This window comes from Streptomyces sp. ISL-94 (assembly GCF_018614075.1).
Lineage (GTDB): Bacteria > Actinomycetota > Actinomycetes > Streptomycetales > Streptomycetaceae > Streptomyces.
The window spans coordinates 72,812-91,477 of the sequence record NZ_JAGGOZ010000010.1 but is presented as its reverse complement, the minus strand read 5'-3'; the positions used below and the strand labels follow the sequence as shown (position 1 = coordinate 91,477).

The 18,666-nt window shown below is 69.6% G+C and carries 16 protein-coding genes, 1 pseudogene and 2 riboswitches; of the genes and pseudogenes, 7 read left to right on the top strand and 10 right to left on the bottom strand.

Translation table 11 applies throughout. The features are described 5' to 3' along the window. Window positions 1-61: 61 nt before the first annotated feature. Complete coding sequence (locus J7E94_RS03360) at window positions 62-1,300, bottom strand: cytochrome P450 (protein ID WP_215012155.1); 1,239 nt, start codon at window positions 1,298-1,300, stop codon at window positions 62-64. Next, window positions 1,281-2,069, bottom strand: a complete 789-nt coding sequence (locus J7E94_RS03355; protein WP_215012153.1) for a tRNA-dependent cyclodipeptide synthase — start codon at window positions 2,067-2,069, stop codon at window positions 1,281-1,283. The genes J7E94_RS03360 and J7E94_RS03355 overlap by 20 nt, the downstream gene beginning before the upstream one ends. 255 nt (window positions 2,070-2,324) lie before the next feature. Between J7E94_RS03355 and J7E94_RS03350 the strand changes: the two genes are divergently transcribed. Continuing rightward, the gene (locus J7E94_RS03350) at window positions 2,325-2,537 is read left to right on the top strand and encodes an EF-hand domain-containing protein (protein ID WP_215012152.1); all 213 of its coding nucleotides are present in this window, start codon (window positions 2,325-2,327) and stop codon (window positions 2,535-2,537) included. Between the two features lie 49 nt (window positions 2,538-2,586). Here J7E94_RS03350 and J7E94_RS03345 read toward each other — a convergent pair whose 3' ends face one another. The 3 genes and pseudogenes from J7E94_RS03345 to J7E94_RS03335 form a co-directional block, all read right to left on the bottom strand. Continuing rightward, on the bottom strand, window positions 2,587-3,180 hold the full coding sequence (locus J7E94_RS03345) for a PadR family transcriptional regulator (protein WP_215012151.1): 594 nt from the start codon (window positions 3,178-3,180) through the stop codon (window positions 2,587-2,589). 208 nt (window positions 3,181-3,388) lie between these two features. After that, a pseudogene (locus tag J7E94_RS03340) lies at window positions 3,389-5,020 on the bottom strand (IS200/IS605 family accessory protein TnpB-related protein). Continuing rightward, window positions 5,013-5,588 (bottom strand): IS607 family transposase, encoded by a 576-nt coding sequence (locus J7E94_RS03335; RefSeq protein WP_215012148.1) that lies wholly within the window; start codon window positions 5,586-5,588, stop codon window positions 5,013-5,015. The pseudogene J7E94_RS03340 and the gene J7E94_RS03335 overlap by 8 nt, the downstream one beginning before the upstream one ends. Before the next feature lie 121 nt (window positions 5,589-5,709). Next, window positions 5,710-5,961, bottom strand: a riboswitch (cobalamin riboswitch). Between the two features lie 251 nt (window positions 5,962-6,212). On the opposite strand from J7E94_RS03335, the gene J7E94_RS03330 reads away from it, so the two are divergent. After that, the gene (locus J7E94_RS03330; RefSeq protein WP_215012146.1) at window positions 6,213-6,926 is read left to right on the top strand and encodes a flavodoxin family protein; all 714 of its coding nucleotides are present in this window, start codon (window positions 6,213-6,215) and stop codon (window positions 6,924-6,926) included. 13 nt (window positions 6,927-6,939) lie between these two features. Here the strand turns inward: J7E94_RS03330 and J7E94_RS03325 are convergent, their stop codons facing one another. From J7E94_RS03325 to gcvT, 5 genes are all read right to left on the bottom strand, one after another. Further along, window positions 6,940-7,470, bottom strand: a complete 531-nt coding sequence (locus J7E94_RS03325; RefSeq protein WP_215012144.1) for a hypothetical protein — start codon at window positions 7,468-7,470, stop codon at window positions 6,940-6,942. Window positions 7,471-7,844: 374 nt separating this feature from the next. Then, on the bottom strand, window positions 7,845-9,227 hold the full coding sequence (locus J7E94_RS03320; RefSeq protein ID WP_215012143.1) for an L-serine ammonia-lyase: 1,383 nt from the start codon (window positions 9,225-9,227) through the stop codon (window positions 7,845-7,847). A 294-nt stretch (window positions 9,228-9,521) separates the two neighbouring features. Further along, entirely contained in the window at window positions 9,522-10,778 is a 1,257-nt protein-coding gene (gene glyA / locus J7E94_RS03315) for a serine hydroxymethyltransferase (RefSeq protein WP_215012142.1), read from the bottom strand. 15 nt (window positions 10,779-10,793) lie between these two features. Further along, window positions 10,794-11,174: a glycine cleavage system protein GcvH gene (gene gcvH / locus J7E94_RS03310; protein ID WP_215012141.1), complete on the bottom strand. Its 381-nt coding sequence runs from the start codon at window positions 11,172-11,174 to the stop codon at window positions 10,794-10,796. Window positions 11,175-11,274: 100 nt separating this feature from the next. Beyond that, on the bottom strand, window positions 11,275-12,390 hold the full coding sequence (gene gcvT, locus J7E94_RS03305; RefSeq protein WP_215012140.1) for a glycine cleavage system aminomethyltransferase GcvT: 1,116 nt from the start codon (window positions 12,388-12,390) through the stop codon (window positions 11,275-11,277). Between the two features lie 164 nt (window positions 12,391-12,554). Continuing rightward, a riboswitch (glycine riboswitch) is annotated at window positions 12,555-12,658 on the bottom strand. 205 nt (window positions 12,659-12,863) lie between these two features. Between gcvT and J7E94_RS03300 the strand changes: the two genes are divergently transcribed. From J7E94_RS03300 to J7E94_RS03280, 5 genes are all read left to right on the top strand, one after another. Continuing rightward, window positions 12,864-13,508, top strand: a complete 645-nt coding sequence (locus tag J7E94_RS03300) for an AAA family ATPase (protein WP_374224382.1) — start codon at window positions 12,864-12,866, stop codon at window positions 13,506-13,508. Between the two features lie 227 nt (window positions 13,509-13,735). Further along, on the top strand, window positions 13,736-14,470 hold the full coding sequence (locus J7E94_RS03295; protein ID WP_215012139.1) for an enhanced serine sensitivity protein SseB: 735 nt from the start codon (window positions 13,736-13,738) through the stop codon (window positions 14,468-14,470). Between the two features lie 55 nt (window positions 14,471-14,525). After that, the gene (locus J7E94_RS03290) at window positions 14,526-15,266 is read left to right on the top strand and encodes an enhanced serine sensitivity protein SseB C-terminal domain-containing protein (RefSeq protein ID WP_215012137.1); all 741 of its coding nucleotides are present in this window, start codon (window positions 14,526-14,528) and stop codon (window positions 15,264-15,266) included. Between the two features lie 455 nt (window positions 15,267-15,721). Next, the gene (locus J7E94_RS03285; protein WP_215012136.1) at window positions 15,722-16,717 is read left to right on the top strand and encodes an ABC transporter permease; all 996 of its coding nucleotides are present in this window, start codon (window positions 15,722-15,724) and stop codon (window positions 16,715-16,717) included. 83 nt (window positions 16,718-16,800) lie between these two features. Further along, a complete protein-coding gene (locus J7E94_RS03280) occupies window positions 16,801-18,573 on the top strand; it encodes an ABC transporter substrate-binding protein (RefSeq protein ID WP_215012135.1) in 1,773 nt (590 codons plus the stop codon). The last annotated feature ends 93 nt before the right edge of the window (window positions 18,574-18,666 follow it).

The following is an 18,666-nucleotide window of genomic DNA, read 5'->3' as shown; positions in this document are numbered from 1 at the left end:
TGAGCACAAGAAGCGGCGGTGACACGGGAGCTCGCACAGCACCCGTGGCACCGCCGCGGTATCACCAGGCGACCGGAAGCCGTTCCGGCAGTCGCTTGATGAAGCCCGTACGCCACACCAGGTTCTCCGCCGGCACGGCGAGGCGGAGCCCGGACAGGCGTTCCACCAGCACCTCCAGCGCGATCTCGGCGTGGGCCCGGCCCAGGGCGGAGGCCGGGCAGAAGTGCCGGCCCGCACCGAAGGCGAGGTTCGCGTGGGAGCTCTCTCGCTCCAGGTCGAGCTCCTCCGGGTTCTCGAAGGCCTCGGGGTCGAAGTTGGCGCCCTCCAGGAGCACGAGCACGAGCTCGCCCTCCTTCACCAGCACGTCGCCGACCTGGATGTCCGCCAGCGCGATGCGCGGCAGGCCGTCGCCGACGGACAGGTTCCAGCGCAGCAGCTCGTCGACCGCCTTGCCCATGCGCTCGGGGTGCTTGCGCAGGTAGCCGATGAGCTCGGGCTTCTGGAGCAGCGCCAGGACCGCGAGGACCAGGAAGGCGGAGGTGGAGACCGCGCCCGCCCCGAAGAGCGAGACGGCGACCGTCGCGAACATGTCGTCGGTCAGGTGCGCCGACTCCGGGTCCGCCTCCTTCAGCTCGGCGAACTTGCCGAGGAGCCCCGTACGCTCCTCGGCGGGCAGCGCGAGCTGGGCGTTCAGCTGCTCGACGAAATAGCCGACGTCCTTGTACCAGTTGAGGGCCGAGTCGGCGAAGGGCTCGCGCGCGGTCATGAACGCGACGTCCAGCCCCGACATCAGGCGGCGCCAGTCCTCGAAGGGGACCCCGAGCACCTGACAGTGCAGGGCCGCCGAGAAGGGGTCGGCGAAGCCGGCCCGGAGGTCGGCCGGGCCGCCCTCGGCGATCAGCTGGTCGACGAGCTCGCCGGCCGTGGCGCGCAGCCAGTCCTGGAGGCCCTTCTGGCGCGGGTTGAGCGCCTTCATCACGGCGTTGCGCAGGCCCGCGCTGTTGATGTTGCCCATGTTGTTGACGACCTCGGGCGGGATCGTCAGCGCGTACTGGCGCGGGACGCCGGCGTTCGCCGTGTCCTTGAGGCTGAACCGCTCGTCCTCCAGCACCTGCTTGGCCAGCGCGTAGCTGCTCACCAGCCAGGCCGGGTCACCGGTGAGGGTGCGGACCTTGGCGACCGGAGCCTTCTCGCGGAGCCACGTGCACTCCTCCGGAAGCACGTCACCGCGCCGCGAGAGCGGGAAGTCGAGGAGCGGCTGCTCCTGTGTTCCCCGGCCCTCAAGCTGCTCGACGCTCATCGACGATCCCTTCGGTTGGTGCGTTGTTCACGTTGTTCGCGTTGCCCATGTCGTTCTCGGCGTTCGTGGGCCGCTGGGCGGCCTCGGGCCGTACGACGGCGTACGCCTGGTTGCGGGTCGCACGCAGGCCCCCACCGCGCGCGTAGAGGACATCCGTCAGCGGCATCTTGACGTGGTAGGCCGCCACCGAGGACGGCACGTCGAGAATGCTCGGGGTGTCCACGAAGAACGGCAGCTCGGCTGCCATGTAATCGAAACAGACTTGCAACTGCTCGTCTGTGATGGATTCACCTTCCGGCAACTTGGAGCCGACAAAGTGCAGGGCCATCTTCTCGCAGCCCTTGCGGAATTCGTCGTCGGTCTCCAGGAAATGCAGCACGCGGCGGTGCAATAGTTGGTAAACGGGGTTCGTCTGGAACTCGGAAAGTGCCCTCACGCGGATCTCGGCCTGTGGAGGTCCTGATTCCTCCACACCCTTGAGTATCCTTCGCCGGACCGCCTTGATTTCCTTCGTGGCGCGCTTCTCCGCGTGTTCCCGGGTGTAGCCGAAAGCGGCGAACATCCGGTCCACGTGGAGGTCCGCGTAGACGAAGTCGACCTGCGCGAAGCGGGTCGTGGCCCACTGGGCGAGACTGGTGATGCGCTCGGAGCTGAAGTAGCTGTTTCCAGGACTCACTCCGATGAGCACATGGTCGCCGTCTTCCCAGATATGGCGGCAGGTGCGGGTGAAGGGCAGAACTTCGAATGATGCGTCAGCTGTGATCGTCACCTGTGTGATCGCCCTTGTTGCCGCTTGTCCCTGGGAGCCCTGCGCTCCTGGTGTGGCGGCAATGCCGTTACGTTATGCCGTGGTCCCGGAGCGTGACAAGTGGGGGCCGGATTTGTTGGCTGGAATTATCGCTTCCGTCTTGCGGAAGGGTAATTTGAATTTCTGTCTGCCGCTCGATCGGGACCCGAGGCCGGGTTGGCCCGGGGAGGCCGCTACCCTGGGCCGGTCAACAAGCACCAAGAAGGGGTGGACCCAGTGGCGGACATCGACAGCGCGAAGACGACCTTCGAGCGGTTCGACAAGGACGGCGACGGCTTCGTCACCGCCGACGAGTACCGCGCGGCCATGGCCGCCATGGGTGACCTGATGGTCACCGGGCCGGTCGCGGAGGCCGTGATAGCCGCCAAGGACACCAACGGCGACAAGCTGCTGAGCTTCGACGAGTTCTGGGCCTCCCTGAAGAAGTAACACCCCGCCGCGCGCCCCCTCCCCACCACCTGCCGGGGCGGGGGCGCGGTCAGGCCGGGGGGCCGGGGTTGCCGTCCATGCTGTCCGTGTGCTCCGTGCCCTCCGTGCCCTCCATGTCCTCGACCTCGGTGAGGGCTTCCGCCAGCCAGTGCAGCCAGAACGTCTCCAGGGCGATCCCGCCGTGCAGGACGAGCCGCCGCAGCCGGTCCTCGACGGCGTCGCGTTCCGCCGGGAAGTCCTTCGCCTCGATGGCCTCGTACTGCGCCAACTGGCGCTGGTGCAGCTCCAGGTGGCGCCGCAGCTCGGGCCCTAGGCCGTGCGGCCCCACGACGCCGGCCGCCCGGATCCGCAGCAGCAGCGGGTCGCGCATCGGCTTGGGATCCTGGCTCTCGCCGACCCACCGGGCGAGCTCCGCGCTGCCGGCGGGCAGGACCTCGTACTCCTTCTTCTGCCCGCGCACGGGCGTGTCGCTCGGCAGTGCGCGGATCAGGCCGGAGTCCTCCAGGCGGCCGAGCTCGCGGTAGATCTGCTGGTGCGTCGCGGACCAGAAGTATCCGATCGACTTGTCGAACCGCCGGGTCAGCTCCAGCCCGGACGAGGGCTTCTCGAGCAGGGCGGTGAGGATGGCGTGCGGCAGGGACATGCCGCCATCCTAGGTTTGCCGGGCCCTGCCGCCTGCCGCTGCGCGGAGCTGGTCCCCGCCCCGCCCATTCTCCGGTTCTCCCCCAGCGACCGCTGGGAGGTGCCCCCAGGGGCTGCGCCCCAGACCCCGTACGTGCGCTGCGCGCCCGTGCCCTGGGAGCGGACGCGGCGCCCCAGGCGACCGCGTGCAAGGGGGGCAGAAACCGTTCCTAAAGACTGAGCGGGAGTGAGTCCTGATGCCAGAACTCGTGCTCAGCCGAACGCCCCGAACGGTTTTGGGTGTTCTGGTCTCCCGCGTTCGTTCCGCGTCCGGGCGGCACGGATCGTATCCGTGGTCCGGGAAAGCGGGGGCGGGTTTCCTCGTGTCCTCGGGTACCTGGTCGGGCCTGGACGGTCCGATGCCCCGCAGCATCGCTCTGGTGCTGCGGGGGCGGTGTCGTCCGTCGCCGGATCGGGTGCCCGAGGGCACGCCTGCCGATCGCGATGCTCGCCGCATCGTGACGGCTGGTCTTGCGGTTCTTCGAGGCGAGGGGTTTCTGCCAGTGTTGCGCGCCCCACTTGCTGGTGTACGCGGGATCGACGGCGATGATCGACACTCCGGCCTCGGCGGCCATCGACACGAGACGGGCGCGGAGCTTCCCGGTCGGCATACCGGAGATCAACTGCCGGAAGCGGTGCTTGCGGCCGTGCTTCTCGCGGGTCTTCTCGGCGGCGAAGTCGAGGTCCTCGACCGCGATGGCCGTCACGCCGCACTGTTTGGCCCAGTGCAGTAGCCGGGTGAGGGCGTGCCGGATCTGCGCGTCACGGTGGTTCGCGGTGCCGGTCAGATCGTAGAAGAACCGGCGTGGCTCACCGATCGGGTTTCCGTGGACGTCAAGCCGCCACGCGGCGAGGTGATCGGCGTTGGTGTCCACCCCGATCACACCGTGTGCGAGGGCGGTGGCCAGCGGCACGGTCTGGACGACCGGGCGCTGCCAGGACGCGGTCAGGTACCAGCGGCCACGGGACACATCATGGTGGATGCGGTAGGCGATGGCCCGGTTGGTCTCCACTCGGTCAGCCCACTCGGCTCCCCGGTGAGCGAACGCGACACGAGAGGACAGGGTGTACCGGCCGTGCCTGCTGTTGGCCAGGCAGGCGAGCGGGGCGGGGAGTTTGATGCTGACCTCACCGTCCGGGTTGACGCGGATCGTCTCGTTCCCGAACTGCTTCCCCGACTCCCCGTCCGCCTGGAGGAACCATCGTGCCGTGTCCCAGTGTGCCCGCCACTGCTCCTCGGTGAGCTGCGCGGCAGCAAGATTGTGGCGGGTGTTCATCAGGCGTCTGCCGCCACGTACGACACGTACCCGACCGGCCTCATGGTCCGTACGGGCAGCGTCGAGCCGGCCCTGCAACACGTGCAGACGACGTGTTTTGGCAAACCACTCCTGCTTCGACCGGTAACCGCCTGCCGCCCGTTGCGATCCCTTCTCCCCGATCGGGAGGGACAGACGGTGCCGGAGCATGTGGATTCCGGCTTCCAGATTCCGGATGTGCGCGGACTGACCCCGCCGGGCCAAAGCCCACTGATCATGCGTGGCCCTCGTGATACTCCCAGCCCACCGCGACGACGAGACCGGCGTCAGCTCCCGCTTACGCGCCGCCCAAGTATCCGTCGAGTGCTCCAGACCATCCGCACATCGGACCTTGAGATCCTTCGAGGCCAGCGAGCCCATGTGCTCGCCTACGAGGCGAAGCACCTTCTCATCCTCAGGCGTCAGGTGCTTGAGCCGGTCGCGTACCGCCACACCGGACGGGCCGAGAACAACGAACGACGGTGCGACGGAACGCAACTCAGCCATGCTGGGCGGCCTCCAGCGCCTTCACGGCACGGTTCTTCGCCGACCTGTGCCCATACAGGCGGGCACAGAACGAGGTCAGCACCTCCACCGTGTCCCGCACCAGGTCGTCTTCGCCTTCGCCGTCATTCAGCACGACCAGGCGGCGGCCCGTTGGGGACAGAGCGGCCTCGACCAGTTCCACGTTCATCCGGCCGAGCCGGTCCTTGTGCTCCACTACCACGGCGGTCACCTCGGGATCGGCGAGAAGACGACGGGCTTTGGAGTGAGAACCGTTCATCCCTGAGGCGATCTCCGCCTCGACGCGGACCACCCGGTGACCGGCCCGCGCAGCCCACGACGACAAGCGTGCGACCTGACGCTCCAGATCCGTCTTCTGGTCGTGGGAGGAGACACGGGCGTACAACCCGACACCACCGACGACGTCCGGCGTGGTGTTGGCCTCCATATTCACCAGGATCGTGCGCGGACCGACCCTCTGAGCCGGTACCGGCAACGTCCCCTCACGGAACCAGCGATACGCGGTCTGCGGATGCACACCCTGCGCCTTCGCCCACTCCTTGAGGTTCATACAGGCGACCGTAACCCCACTCACCCAAACGCACTATCACTCACAAGAGTGAGCCAAAACAGCAACAGCTCCCAGCCCCTCGGCTAAATGCATGAGTGGGGAGACCTCTCCAGCACCTCGTGGATGGACAACGCGCCCCGGCCGGTCTCCTGGCTCACGGGTACTGATGCCCGGTCTCCGCCTTCCCGGGGCCGTGCGGTCTCCCGCGCGGGCCCAGTGGCTTCCCGCTGGGGGCACTCCCCCAGCTACCGCTGGGGGCACCCCCACCCGGACGGAGTCTGGGGGAGAGTGGAGCCGGACTTCCCGATCACAGTGGCGAGGGCCGCACCGGTTTCCCACCGGTTTCCCGAACACCGAGGCCCGCTGACCCTAGTCGGCCGCGCGGACCGGTAACAACCCGCCCCAAACGCGCTGAAGGGTGGCCGGATTCCACTTATTGGTCACATGACGGGTTCACGGCCCGCCGTCCGCGCCAACGGACCCGTCCGGACCGGGAGTTCCGCAGGTCCGTGACCGTCGGGGACCGGCTGCCCCGCAGGGCCGCGCTGTTCCGCGCGCGCCCGCGCGTACCCGTACGGGCGCGGCCCGGTAGCGGCGCGGGCCCGCCCCGCACAGGCTGGGGGCGTGGCTGCCGACTACTCGTACCCGGACCTGACCGCCCTCTACGTGAACTGCACGCTCAAGCGCTCGCCCGAGACCAGCAACACCGAGGGCCTGATCGACAAGAGCCGTTCGGTCATGGAGTCGGCCGGCGTCCGGACCTCGCTCATCCGCGCCGTCGACCACGACATCGCGACGGGCGTCTGGCCCGACATGACCGAGCACGGCTGGGAGAGCGACCAGTGGCCGGTTCTCTACAGCCAGATCATGGACGCCGACATCCTCGTGCTCTGCGGCCCGATCTGGCTCGGCGACAACAGCTCCGTCATGAAGCAGGTCATCGAGCGGCTCTACGCCTGCTCCTCGCTCCTGAACGAGCAGGGCCAGTACGCCTACTACGGGCGCGTCGGCGGCGCGCTGATCACCGGCAACGAGGACGGCGTCAAGCACTGTGCCATGAACGTCCTCTACAGCCTCCAGCACCTCGGCTACGCGATCCCGCCGCAGGCCGACGCGGGATGGATCGGCGAGGCCGGGCCCGGGCCCTCGTACCTGGACCCGGGCTCGGGCGGTCCCGACAACGACTTCACCAACCGCAACACCACCTTCATGTCCTGGAACCTCATGCACCTGGCGGCCCTGCTCAAGCGGGCGGGCGGGATCCCGGCGCACGGCAACCAGCGTTCGCTGTGGGACGCCGGCTGCCGCTTCGACTTCCCGAACCCCGAGCACCGCTGAGCCGTCCGGCCCCTCAGCAGCAGACGTTCCGGTGCGCGATGTCCAGGACGAACCGTTCCGGGTGCTGCAGCTTGTGGGTGCTGAAGGCCGGCTTGGAGTCGAAGGCGGCGCCGAAGGTGACGTACCCCTCGAAGTCGCCGGTGAGGGCGAGACCCTTGAGCTGGGGCAGATAGATCTTGATGAGCTTCGGCCCGCGGTAGACGCTCTTCCCGCCGTCATCGTGCGCGGCGGCGGGATGCAGGCGGATCTCCAGGAAGAACTTCCCGGCGAGCGGGACGGGCTTGCCGGACCCGTCGTAGAAGAGCCGGGAGACCGGGGTGACGGTGACCGGGGGGACGTGTCCCCGCAGGTCGATGACGATCCGGTCGTACGTGCAGTGTCCGCCCCAGCGGGCATTGACGACGAGCGGGGTCCGGGTGGTGCGGGTGCCGGTGCCGGTGCCGGTGGCGTCGGCCGTGGCGGCCGGCGCGGCGAGCGCGATCCCGGCGGTGAGCAGAACGCCCGAGGCCAGTGCGGTGACCTGCCGGCGGCGTGGATGGTTCATGACGTCCCCTCGATTCTCGAGAGACGGGGACTGGTGTCACCCCGTAGGACACTCCCCGCACACCCGTTGGTTGCACCCCGCGCGGACGGGTCGTTCCGCGGGCCTCGGGAAGTGGGCGATCGCCGGTGCGCGCCCCGTCCAGGTGGCACTGTGGGCGGGTCCGGGACAGCAACCTGCTGTTCGACGTGGCCGTGACCGCAGAGGCGCCTACGCCTCCCACGCCCGAGAGCCTCCAGGCGCTGGACGCGGCCGTGGACGGCTCCGCCAAGGCGTGCCTCAAGGAGCTCCGAACGTAGCCCCAGGATGCGTCAGGGGCCCGGCGCGCGCCGGGCCCCTGGGTACCACTACCGCGTACGACTACTGCGCGAGCTGCGTCAGCACTCGATGACGTTGACCGCGAGACCGCCGCGGGCGGTCTCCTTGTACTTCACCTTCATGTCGGCGCCGGTCTCCTTCATGGTCTTGATGACCTTGTCGAGGGAGACCTTGTGGCTGCCGTCGCCGCGCATGGCCATCTTGGCGGCGGTGACGGCCTTGACGGCCGCCATGCCATTGCGCTCGATGCAGGGGATCTGGACGAGGCCGCCGACTGGGTCGCAGGTGAGGCCGAGGTTGTGCTCCATGCCGATCTCGGCGGCGTTCTCGACCTGCTCCGGGGTGCCGCCCAGGACCTCGGCGAGGGCGCCGGCGGCCATCGAGCACGCCGAGCCGACCTCGCCCTGGCAGCCGACCTCGGCACCGGAGATCGAGGCGTTCTCCTTGAACAGCATGCCGATCGCGCCCGCGGCGAGGAGGAAGCGGACCACGCCGTCCTCGTCCGCGCCCGGCACGAAGTTCACGTAGTAGTGCAGCACCGCCGGCAGGACACCCGCCGCGCCGTTCGTCGGGGCGGTCACGACCCGGCCGCCCGCCGCGTTCTCCTCGTTGACCGCCATCGCGTAGATCGTCGCCCACTCGCTGCGGTGCATCATCGGGTCGCCCTCGGTGCGCAGCTGGCGCGCCGTGGAGGCCGCCCGGCGCTTGACGCGCAGGCCGCCGGGGAGGATGCCCTCGCGGGACATGCCGCGCGAGACGCAGGACTGCATGACCCGCCAGATCTCCAGGAGGCCCTCGCGTATCTCGTCCTCCGTGCGCCAGGCCTTCTCGTTCTCCAGCATCAGCGAGGAGATCGACAGGCCGGTCTCGTTCGCGAGGCGCAGCATCTCGTCGCCGGAGCGGAAGGGGTACTTCAGCACGGTGTCGTCGAGCTTGATCCGGTCCTCGCCGACCGCGTCCTCGTCGACGACGAAGCCGCCGCCGACCGAGTAGTAGGTCTTCTCCAGCAGCGGGGTGCCCGCGTCGTCGTACGCGAAGAGCGTCATGCCGTTCGCGTGGTAGGGCAGCGAGCGGCGACGGTGCAGGATCAGCTGGTTCGGCTCGTCGAAGGCGATCTCGTGGACGTCGCCTATCTCCGCGCCCAGCAGGCGCAGGCGGCCGCTCTTGCGGATGCGCTCGACCTCGCCGTCCGCCGTCTCCACGTTCACCGTGCGGGGGGAGTGGCCCTCCAGGCCGAGCAGCACCGCCTTGGGGGTGCCGTGGCCGTGGCCGGTCGCGCCGAGGGAGCCGAAGAGCTCGGCCCGGACGGATGCCGTCTGGGCGAGTACGCCGTCCTTCTTCAGCCGCGTCACGAACATGCGGGCGGCGCGCATCGGGCCCACGGTGTGCGAGCTGGACGGCCCGATACCGATCGAGAAGAGATCGAAAACGGAAATGGCCACGTTTGCGGACTCCCGGGTCATCCCCGCAGTGGCGGGGAACGGACCGTCCAGTCGCTCTCGCAGGGTGGCGAGGCGGCCCGACGGAGAGGGCGGACTTTGCAGGGATTGCGGGCAAAGGGCACCTCGTGGGCGCCCTTGCCCGGTTCATCAGCGTACGTCAGTTCGTGTGCGGGCCGGTTACACCGGCCTGTACGGCGGCTGTCGCGGTCCCGACGTTCAAAACCGCGGGTGCGGGGCCACGGGGAAGGCCCGGCCTCGTGCGAAACAAGGCCGGGCCGCCCCCCAAGCCGTTGCCTAGAGCGACGGGTACAGCGGGAACTTCGCGGCGAGCGCGGAGACGCGCGCCTTCAGGTCCTCGCTGTCGTAGGCCGGCTTCAGCGCGGCCGCGATGATCTCGGCGACCTCGGTGAAGTCCTCGGCGCCGAAACCGCGGGTGGCGAGCGCCGGCGTACCGATGCGCAGGCCCGAGGTGACCATCGGCGGGCGGGGGTCGTTCGGGATGGCGTTCCGGTTGACCGTGATGCCGATCTCGTGGAGCCGGTCCTCGGCCTGCTGGCCGTCCAGCTCGGAGTTGCGCAGGTCGACCAGGACCAGGTGGACGTCCGTACCGCCGGAGAGGACGGAGACGCCGACCTCGGTGACGTCGGGCTGCACCAGGCGCTCGGCGATGATCTTCGCGCCCTCCAGGGTGCGCACCTGGCGCTCCTTGAACTCCTCCGAGGCGGCGACCTTGAAGGACACGGCCTTGGCGGCGATCACGTGCTCCAGCGGGCCGCCCTGCTGACCCGGGAAGACCGCGGAGTTGATCTTCTTGGCCAGTTCCTGCGTCGACAGGATGACACCGCCGCGCGGACCGCCGAGGGTCTTGTGCGTGGTGGTGGTGACGACGTGGGCGTGCGGCACCGGGTTGGGGTGCAGACCCGCGGCGACCAGGCCGGCGAAGTGCGCCATGTCGACCATCAGGTACGCGCCGACCTCGTCCGCGATGCGGCGGAAGGCGGCGAAGTCCAGCTGGCGCGGGTAGGCGGACCAGCCGGCGACGATCAGCTGCGGCTTGGACTCCTTGGCGAGGCGCTCGACCTCGGCCATGTCGACGTGACCGGTCTCGTCGACGTGGTACGGGACCACGTTGTAGAGCTTGCCGGAGAAGTTGATCTTCATGCCGTGGGTCAGGTGACCGCCGTGGGCCAGGTTCAGGCCCATGATCGTGTCGCCCGGCTTCAGCAGCGCGAACATCGCGGCGGCGTTCGCCTGCGCACCCGAGTGCGGCTGGACGTTCGCGGCCTCGGCGCCGAACAGCGCCTTGATGCGGTCGATCGCGATCTGCTCGACCACGTCGACGTGCTCGCAGCCGCCGTAGTAGCGGCGGCCGGGGTAGCCCTCGGCGTACTTGTTGGTCAGGACCGAGCCCTGGGCCTCCATGACGGCGACCGGAGCGAAGTTCTCCGACGCGATCATTTCCAGGGTCGACTGCTGGCGCACGAGCTCGGCGTCGACGGCGGCGGCGACGTCGGGGTCGAGTTCGTGGAGAGGGGTGTTCAGTACGGACATCAGGATCCCCTGGGGTCAGTTACCGGCGGTGAGAGCGGTGTATTCGCCGAAGGAGAGCACGTCCTTGGGCTCCTCCGAGAGACGCACCTTGAACAGCCAGCCGCCCTCGAAGGGGGCGGAGTTCACCAGGGACGGGTCGTCCACGACGTCCTGGTTGGCCTCGACGACCTCACCGGAGACGGGGGAGTACAGGTCGCTGACCGACTTGGTCGACTCCAGCTCCCCACAGGTCTCGCCCTCGGTCACGGTCTCGCCGACCTGGGGGAGCTGGGCGTAGACGACGTCACCGAGCGCGGTGGCCGCGAACTCGGTGATGCCGACCGTCGCGACGCCGTCCTCGGCGTCCGACAGCCACTCGTGCTCCTTGGTGTAACGCAGCTGCTGGGGGGTGCTCATGGCCTGATTCTCCTGGATGCGGGGAGTGGATACGAACTGCGGTCTTGGGTACTGGGACGCCGCCGCACGGGACACCCGGGCGGCAGGCCTCCCACAAGGACTACTTCTGCCGCTTGTAGAACGGCAGGGCGACGACCTCGTACGGCTCATGCGTACCGCGAATGTCGACGCCGACGCCGGAGGTGCCGGGCGCGGCGTGGGCCGCGTCCACGTAGGCCATCGCGATCGGCTTGCCCAGCGTCGGGGACGGGGCGCCGGAGGTGACCTCGCCGACGACCTGGCCGTCGGCGACGACCGGGAAGCCGGCGCGCGGGACGCGGCGGCCCTCGGCGATCAGGCCGACGAGCTTGCGCGGCGGGTTGCCGGCGGCGCGCTCGGCGGCGGCCTCCAGCGCGGCGCGGCCGACGAAGTCGCCCTCCTTCTCGAACTTCACGACGCGGCCCAGACCGGCGTCGAAGGGGGTGAGGGAGGTGCTCAGCTCGTGCCCGTACAGCGGCATGCCCGCTTCCAGGCGCAGGGTGTCGCGGCAGGACAGGCCGGCCGGGACCAGGCCTACGCCCTCGCCTGCCTTGGTCAGCGCCTGCCACAGCTCCACGGCGTGCTCGGGGGAGACGAACAGCTCGAAGCCGTCCTCGCCGGTGTAGCCGGTACGGGCGATCAGCGCGGGCACGCCCGCGACGGTGCCCGGCAGGCCGGCGTAGTACTTCAGCCCGTCCAGGTCGGCGTCGGTGAGGGAGGCCAGGATGCCGGGGGACTCGGGGCCCTGGACGGCGAGCAGCGCGTACGCGTCGCGGTCGTCGCGGACCTCGGCGTCGAAGCCGGCGGCGCGCTCGGTGAGCGCGTCCAGCACGACCTGGGCGTTGGAGGCGTTGGCGACGACCATGTACTCGGTCTCACCCAGGCGGTAGACGATCAGGTCGTCGACGATCCCGCCGTCCTCCTGGCAGATGTGCGTGTAGCGGGCCCGGCCGACGCCGACGGTGGAGATGTTGCCGACCAGCGCGTAGTCCAGGGCCTTGACGGCCTCGGGGCCGGTCAGGGTGATCTCGCCCATGTGGGACAGGTCGAACAGGCCGGCCTGGGTGCGTACGGCGTTGTGCTCGTCGCGCTCGCTGCCGTACCGCAGCGGCATGTCCCAGCCCGCGAAGTCGGTCATGGTCGCACCGAGCGAACGGTGCACCGCATCGAGGGCGGTCAGACGGGGGGCAGTGCTCATGGGTGTGGCTCCCGGGTCCCAGGGCATGACATGACGAGGAGGGTCCTCCCCATCTGTCATCGGAACCTGAGAGGTTCGCCGAGAGTTCCCCCGGTTGTCAGGGGTCCTCGGCTTGCACCTTGGGTGGAGCCGGCGCCGACGCGCAGCTCGCTTTTCAGATCTGCCTCATCCACGCGGTACGGGGCCTGAGAGATTCAAGGGAGGTTCTTGCTCCTTCGGCGCCCGCGCACGGCCTTGCGGCGTGCCGGGACTCTCCCGCGCGGATTCAAGCGGCCGGTATGCAGTTGGTCCAGATGGCGCACATCATTGCACGCCACCGTGGTGATCGGTGGTGGGGGCCCGAAAGTTCGTGCGGTCCTCAAGCGGCCGGACCGGAACCGGGGCCGCCGGATTACCGTCTCTTTACACTCAGTGGGCAAGGGTCCTCGGGACCCGATTCGGGGGAGGCGAGCACTGTGCGGAGATTCGGAGTAGTGGCGGCTGCGGGGACCGTGGAGGCGGTTCCGGCGCAGCGGGGTCCGCGCGTGCGGAGCGGGGCGGCCGGTCCGGTACGCGACCTCCGCGGCCCGGGGGCGCGGGGCCCGCAGCGGCTGGGCTTCGCCGCGGGGGACATCGTCGTGGTGTCCGGCCTGCCGGGCGGCGGCAAGAGCACGCTGATCAAGCGGACGGCCGCCGAGGGCGGGGCCGTCGACTCCCAGGACACGCGCGAGCGCTGGGAGCGCCGCATGCCGGGGGCATTGCCCTACGCCGTCTACCGCCCGCTGGTCCGGGCCGCCCACTACTGGGGCCTGTGGCGCACCCTGCGCTCCGGCGCCTCGGTCGTCGTGCACGACTGCGGTACGCAGAGCTGGGTACGGAGCCTGCTCGCGGCGGCCGCGCGCCGCCGGGGCCGGGCGCTGCACCTGCTCCTCCTGGACACCAGCCCCGAGGAGGCCCTGTCGGGCCAGGCGGCGCGGGGGCGCGGGGTCTCGGCGTACGCCTTCGCCCGCCACCGCGGGGCGGTGACCCGCCTCCTGCGCGACGCCGAATCGGGCCGCCCCCCGGCGGGCTGCGCCTCGGCGACGCTCCTGGACCGCCGCTCGGCCGCCGCCGTGACGCGCATCGCGTTCCACCCGTAGCCGCTGCGCGAAGCCGTCCCCTACCCGCCCTTGCACCTCCCCCGGACTCCGTCCGGGGACCCCCACCCGGGGCTGCGCGCCGGTCCCGCGGGGTCTGGGGCGGAGCCCCGGCAGCGGCGCCGCACTGGTGTCGCCCCGCGGGGGTCCCCCGGACGGGCGGAGCCCCGGTGGCCCGATAGCCTCAGCCTCGGCACGACACATCGCGGAACCTACGGAGGCAACGGCACATGCAGGGCAGCGGCTGGCCGGGGAATGAGCTGGAGCAGGTGCTCGGAGCGGCGCTGGGGCAGCCGGACGCCGGAGGGCGGATCCTGGAGGTGCTCGGGCGCAGCCAGGTGTGGGTGCCCCTTCCCGCGGGCGGCGGCCCCGAGCAGGGCGCGCTGACCCTCCCCACGATGGAGATCGCCGGGGCTGCGTACGTGCCGGTGTACAGCTCCGAGGCCCAGTTCCACGCCTGCGTCGGCCCCGGCATGGACTTCGCCGTGGCCCCCGCCGTCGAGTTCGCCCGCGGCCTGCCCCCGCAGCTCGGCATCGCGGTCAACCCCGAGGGCGCCGTCGGCGTCCCGCTCCCCCCGCCCGCCGTGGCGGAGCTGTGCCGCACCGGCCGGACCCCCCTCGACGGCCCGGCCACCGGCGGCCGCGTGCGGCTCTACGAGCCCGACTGGCAGGAGGACCCGGTGGACTTCCTGGCCGCCGCCGCCGAGGAGTTCCGCTCCACCGGCGTGGTCGCCGCCGCCCACCGCTGCCTCGCCAGCATCGAAGGCGGGGAGCCGGAACTGTTCATCGGTGTCCGCCTGCTGGGATGGGAGCCCGAGATGCGAAACGCCCCGATGGACGCCCTCGGCCGGGCCCTGAACCGCGTTCCGCCGCCCTGGCCCGTGCAGTTGATCCTCCTGGACGCCGCCGAGGACCCGGTCACGGACTGGATTCGTGAGCGCGTACGCCCCTTCTACCTCGCGTAGCGCCGCTTAAGCTGTTGGTACGGGTGGACGACGGGCGGACGAAGAGGGGTACCGGGTGAGTGCGTCAGGCACGGCCGCGGCCGGGCAGGTCGAGCACATGCTGCGCCAGGTGACTCCGGGGCGCTATGAGGGCTACGAGTCGCTTCTGCACGCCCTTTCCGAGGGCCGGCTGTGGATGCTCCTCTGGCAGGGGCAGCCGGGTTCCCCGGACGCCCAGTACGGCGGCATGGAGGTCGAGGGACTGGGCTACGCGCCCTGCGTGACCTCGCCGCAGGAGCTGGCCGCGAGCGGCTGGAACCGCGGCTGCGAGGTCGTCATCGGCCGGGACATCGCCCGCGCGCTGTACCCGGACCGCTGGGGCCTGTGGCTCAACCCACACGCCCAGGGCGGCGGCCTCGGCATCCCCTGGGCCGACCTGCGCCGCATCGCGACCGGCCTGGACCGGATGCCGGCCGGGCCGCTGCGGCTGTCGGAGCCCGCCATCGAGCTCCCGCAGTTCTACGGGCTGCTGACCCAGCACGCCCACCGCACCCCGGCCGTCCGGTCGCTGCGCCGCGCCTGGGTGCAGCCCGCGCTCGGGTCGCCGTACCTCGCGGTCGGGCTCGACCTGTACGACGCCTCCGCGCCCGCGCTGGAATCCGTACGGGAGATGATGCGGCAGTCGGTCGGCGTGGTCCCCGAGGGCGTCCCGGTGTGCACGGTCGCCCTGGCGGACGAGCACGACCCCGTGGCGATGTGGCTGCGCGCGCAGACCCGCCCGTTCTACGACCGCGAGGGCCAGGCTCCCGCCTACTGACCGCCTGCTGACCGGCTACTGCCCGGCGGCTGAACAGCACATCCACATATTGAGACATACGCCTCGAAGGCCGTACCGGACCCGCCGGTGCGGCCTTCGACATATCCGCCGAATCCGCCCAAGAACCACGCCCGAAATGGCAGTTGGGCCGGATGTCCGTTCCGCGTCGAAGGGGCACCGTTTCACCGCTCACCAGGGCGCGCGGTTCGGATAACGGAAGGTGTAGGCGCAGATCACGGTTGCGCATCACATCGACGGCAGGTCTGGCGGGCGATTGAGACGCCGTTGAAGACTCCCCCCACCGAAGGCCGGTCAATCCCGCAAGCACCAGTTCTTCACGTGCACTTCAGGCGCATTTCGCGCCAATCGCACCATCAGCGACGCCGAAAGAACCAAAGCCGCCACAGCGGCGGGCATGGGCCGGCCACCGTCGGCCGAGAGGGGTCCCCACCACGATGACGGCACCACTGCACGACACCAGCGCGGCCGAGCCCGCGGCCGTGGACGCCCCCGGAGTTCCGCAGAAGGCGATCGAGGGGCGCTCGCCGTGGCAGATCGCCTGGCTGCGCCTCAAGCGTGACAAGGTCGCCCTGGCCGGCGGTGTCGTCGTGCTCCTCCTGATCCTCGTCGCGCTCTTCGCGCCGCTGATCGTCAAGGCCTTCGGCCACCCGCCGGAGGAGCTGCACGAGGACCTGCTGGACCCGCTGCTCGGCCTGCCGGCCGGCGACTGGGGCGGCATGAACGGCGACTTCCTGCTGGGCATCGAGCCGGTCAACGGCCGCGACGTCTTCAGCCGGATCGTCTACGGCGCCCGGATCTCGCTGCTGGTGGCCTTCCTGTCCGCCTTCGTCGCGGTCTCGCTGGGCACCGTCTTCGGCATCGTCGCCGGCTACTTCGGAGGCTGGATCGACGCTGCCATCAGCCGCGTCATGGACCTGCTGCTGGCCTTCCCGCAGCTGCTGTTCATCATCGCGCTGATCTCCGTCATCCCCAGCAAGCTGTGGGGCTTCGAGGGATCGGGCCTGCGCATCGCCGTACTGGTGCTGGTCATCGGCTTCTTCGGCTGGCCGTACATCGGCCGCATCGTCCGAGGCCAGACCCTGTCGCTGCGCGAGCGCGAGTACGTCGAAGCCGCGCGCAGCCTCGGCGCGGGCCGCATGTACATCCTCTTCCGCGAACTGCTCCCGAACCTGGTGGCGCCCATCACCGTCTACTCGACGCTGATGATCCCCACCAACGTGCTGACCGAGGCCGCCCTGAGCTTCCTCGGAGTCGGCGTCAAGCCGCCCACGCCATCCTGGGGAGAGACCCTCTCCACGGCCGTGCGGACCTACGAGGACGATCCGCTCTTCATGATCTTCCCCGGCGTAGCGATCTTCATCACCGTGCTGGCCTTCAACCTCTTCGGCGACGGCGTCCGTGACGCCCTCGACCCCAAGGGCTCCCGCTAGCCATCGCAGGGCACACCAGGAACCGGCTTCGAGCCGTAAGCACACCGGAACACCCGGAACTACAACGGAGGGTTGCGAGCATCGTGACTACCCATCGCACGTCGAAGCGCAGGCTTGCCGCTGGCACGGCCGTCGTGCTCGCGGCCATGCTGACCGCGACCGCCTGTGGCGGCAACGACAAGGACGAGAAGTCGAGCGCCTCGGCCGGGTTCAACGCCGGCATAGGCAAGATCGCCAACGCGTCGGACAAGAAGGGCGGCGAGCTCAAGTTCGTCGGCACCCAGGAAGCCGACTCGTGGGACCCGCAGCGCGGCTACTACGGCTTCATGTGGGACTTCGCCCGCTACTACACGCGTCAGCTGGTCAGCTACAAGGCTGCTCCGGGTGAGCAGAGCACCGACCTGGTGCCCGACCTCGCCACCGCCAAGGCCGAGATCAGCGATGGCGGCAAGACCTACAAGTACACCCTCAAGGACAACGTGACCTGGGAGGACGGCACCCCCGTCACCGCCCAGGACGTGAAGTACGGCATCGAGCGCACCTGGGCCCAGGACGTCATCTCCGGCGGCCCGGTCTACCTGATGCAGGTCCTCGACCCGAAGACCGAGTACCCGGGCCCGTACAAGGACACCGCCCCGGACAAGCTCGGCCTCAAGGCGATCGAGACCCCGGACGCGAAGACCATCGTCTTCCACCTGCCGCAGCCCAACGGTGACTTCGAGCAGATGCTGGCCATGCCGGCGGCGAGCCCGGTCAAGCAGGAGAAGGACACCGCCGCCAAGTACGGCCTCAAGCCCTTCTCCAACGGCCCGTACAAGATCGACTCGTACGAGCCCAACAAGAGCATGAAGCTCTCGCGCAACGAGAACTGGAAGCCCGAGTCGGACACCATCCGCAAGGCGCTCCCGGACTCCGTCTCGGTCACGTTCATGGCGAACGCGGACGACATGGACAAGCGCCTTATGAACGGCGAGTTCGACGTCGACATCAACGCGACCGGCATCGGCCAGGCGGCCCGCGCCACCGCGCTGAAGGACCACAAGGACAACCTGGACAACGGCCAGACCGGCTTCATCCGGTACGCCGTCATGCCGACGACCGTCGCGCCGTTCGACAACGTCGAGTGCCGCAGGGCCGTCATCTACGGCGCCGACCACAAGTCCCTGCAGACCGCCCGCGGCGGCCCGCAGGCCGGTGGCGACATCGCCCCCAACATGCTCCCGGCGGGCATCAAGGGCGCCGACACCAAGTACGACCCGTACGAGGTCCTGAAGAACGACGGCAAGCCGAACGTCGAGAAGGCCAAGGCCGCCCTGAAGGCCTGTGGCAAGGAGAGCGGCTTCAAGACGACCATCGCGGTCCGCAACAACAAGCCGGTCGAGATCGCCACGGCCGTCTCGCTCCAGAACGCCCTGAAGCAGATCGGCATCGAGGCCGACGTCGACCAGTTCGACGGCGCCCAGACCTCCGGCATCATCGGTTCGCCGAAGGTCGTCAAGGAGAAGGGCTACGGCATCATCATCATGGGCTGGGGCGCCGACTTCCCGACCGGGCAGGGCTTCTCCCAGCCGCTGGTCGACGGCCGCTTCATCCTGCAGAGCGGCAACAACAACTTCTCCGAGCTGAACGACCCGGCGATCAACACCCTGTTCGACCAGGCCATCGCGGAGACCGACCCGGTCAAGGCCGGCGAGATCTACAAGCAGATGAACCAGAAGGTCTCCGAGGCCGCGGTCTACCTGCCCTTCGTCTACGACAAGACGATCACCTGGCGCAGCTCCCGGCTGACGAACGCCTACACCTCCGACGCCTACAACGGCCGGTACGACTACGCGTCGCTCGGTGTCACCAAGTAGTAGCCCGCCAGACCCGGTTCAGTTCCACTTTCCAGTGTTCCAGTGCCACACCCGCTAGGCACGAAGGGCAGGTGATGGCCGCGGTTGCGGCAT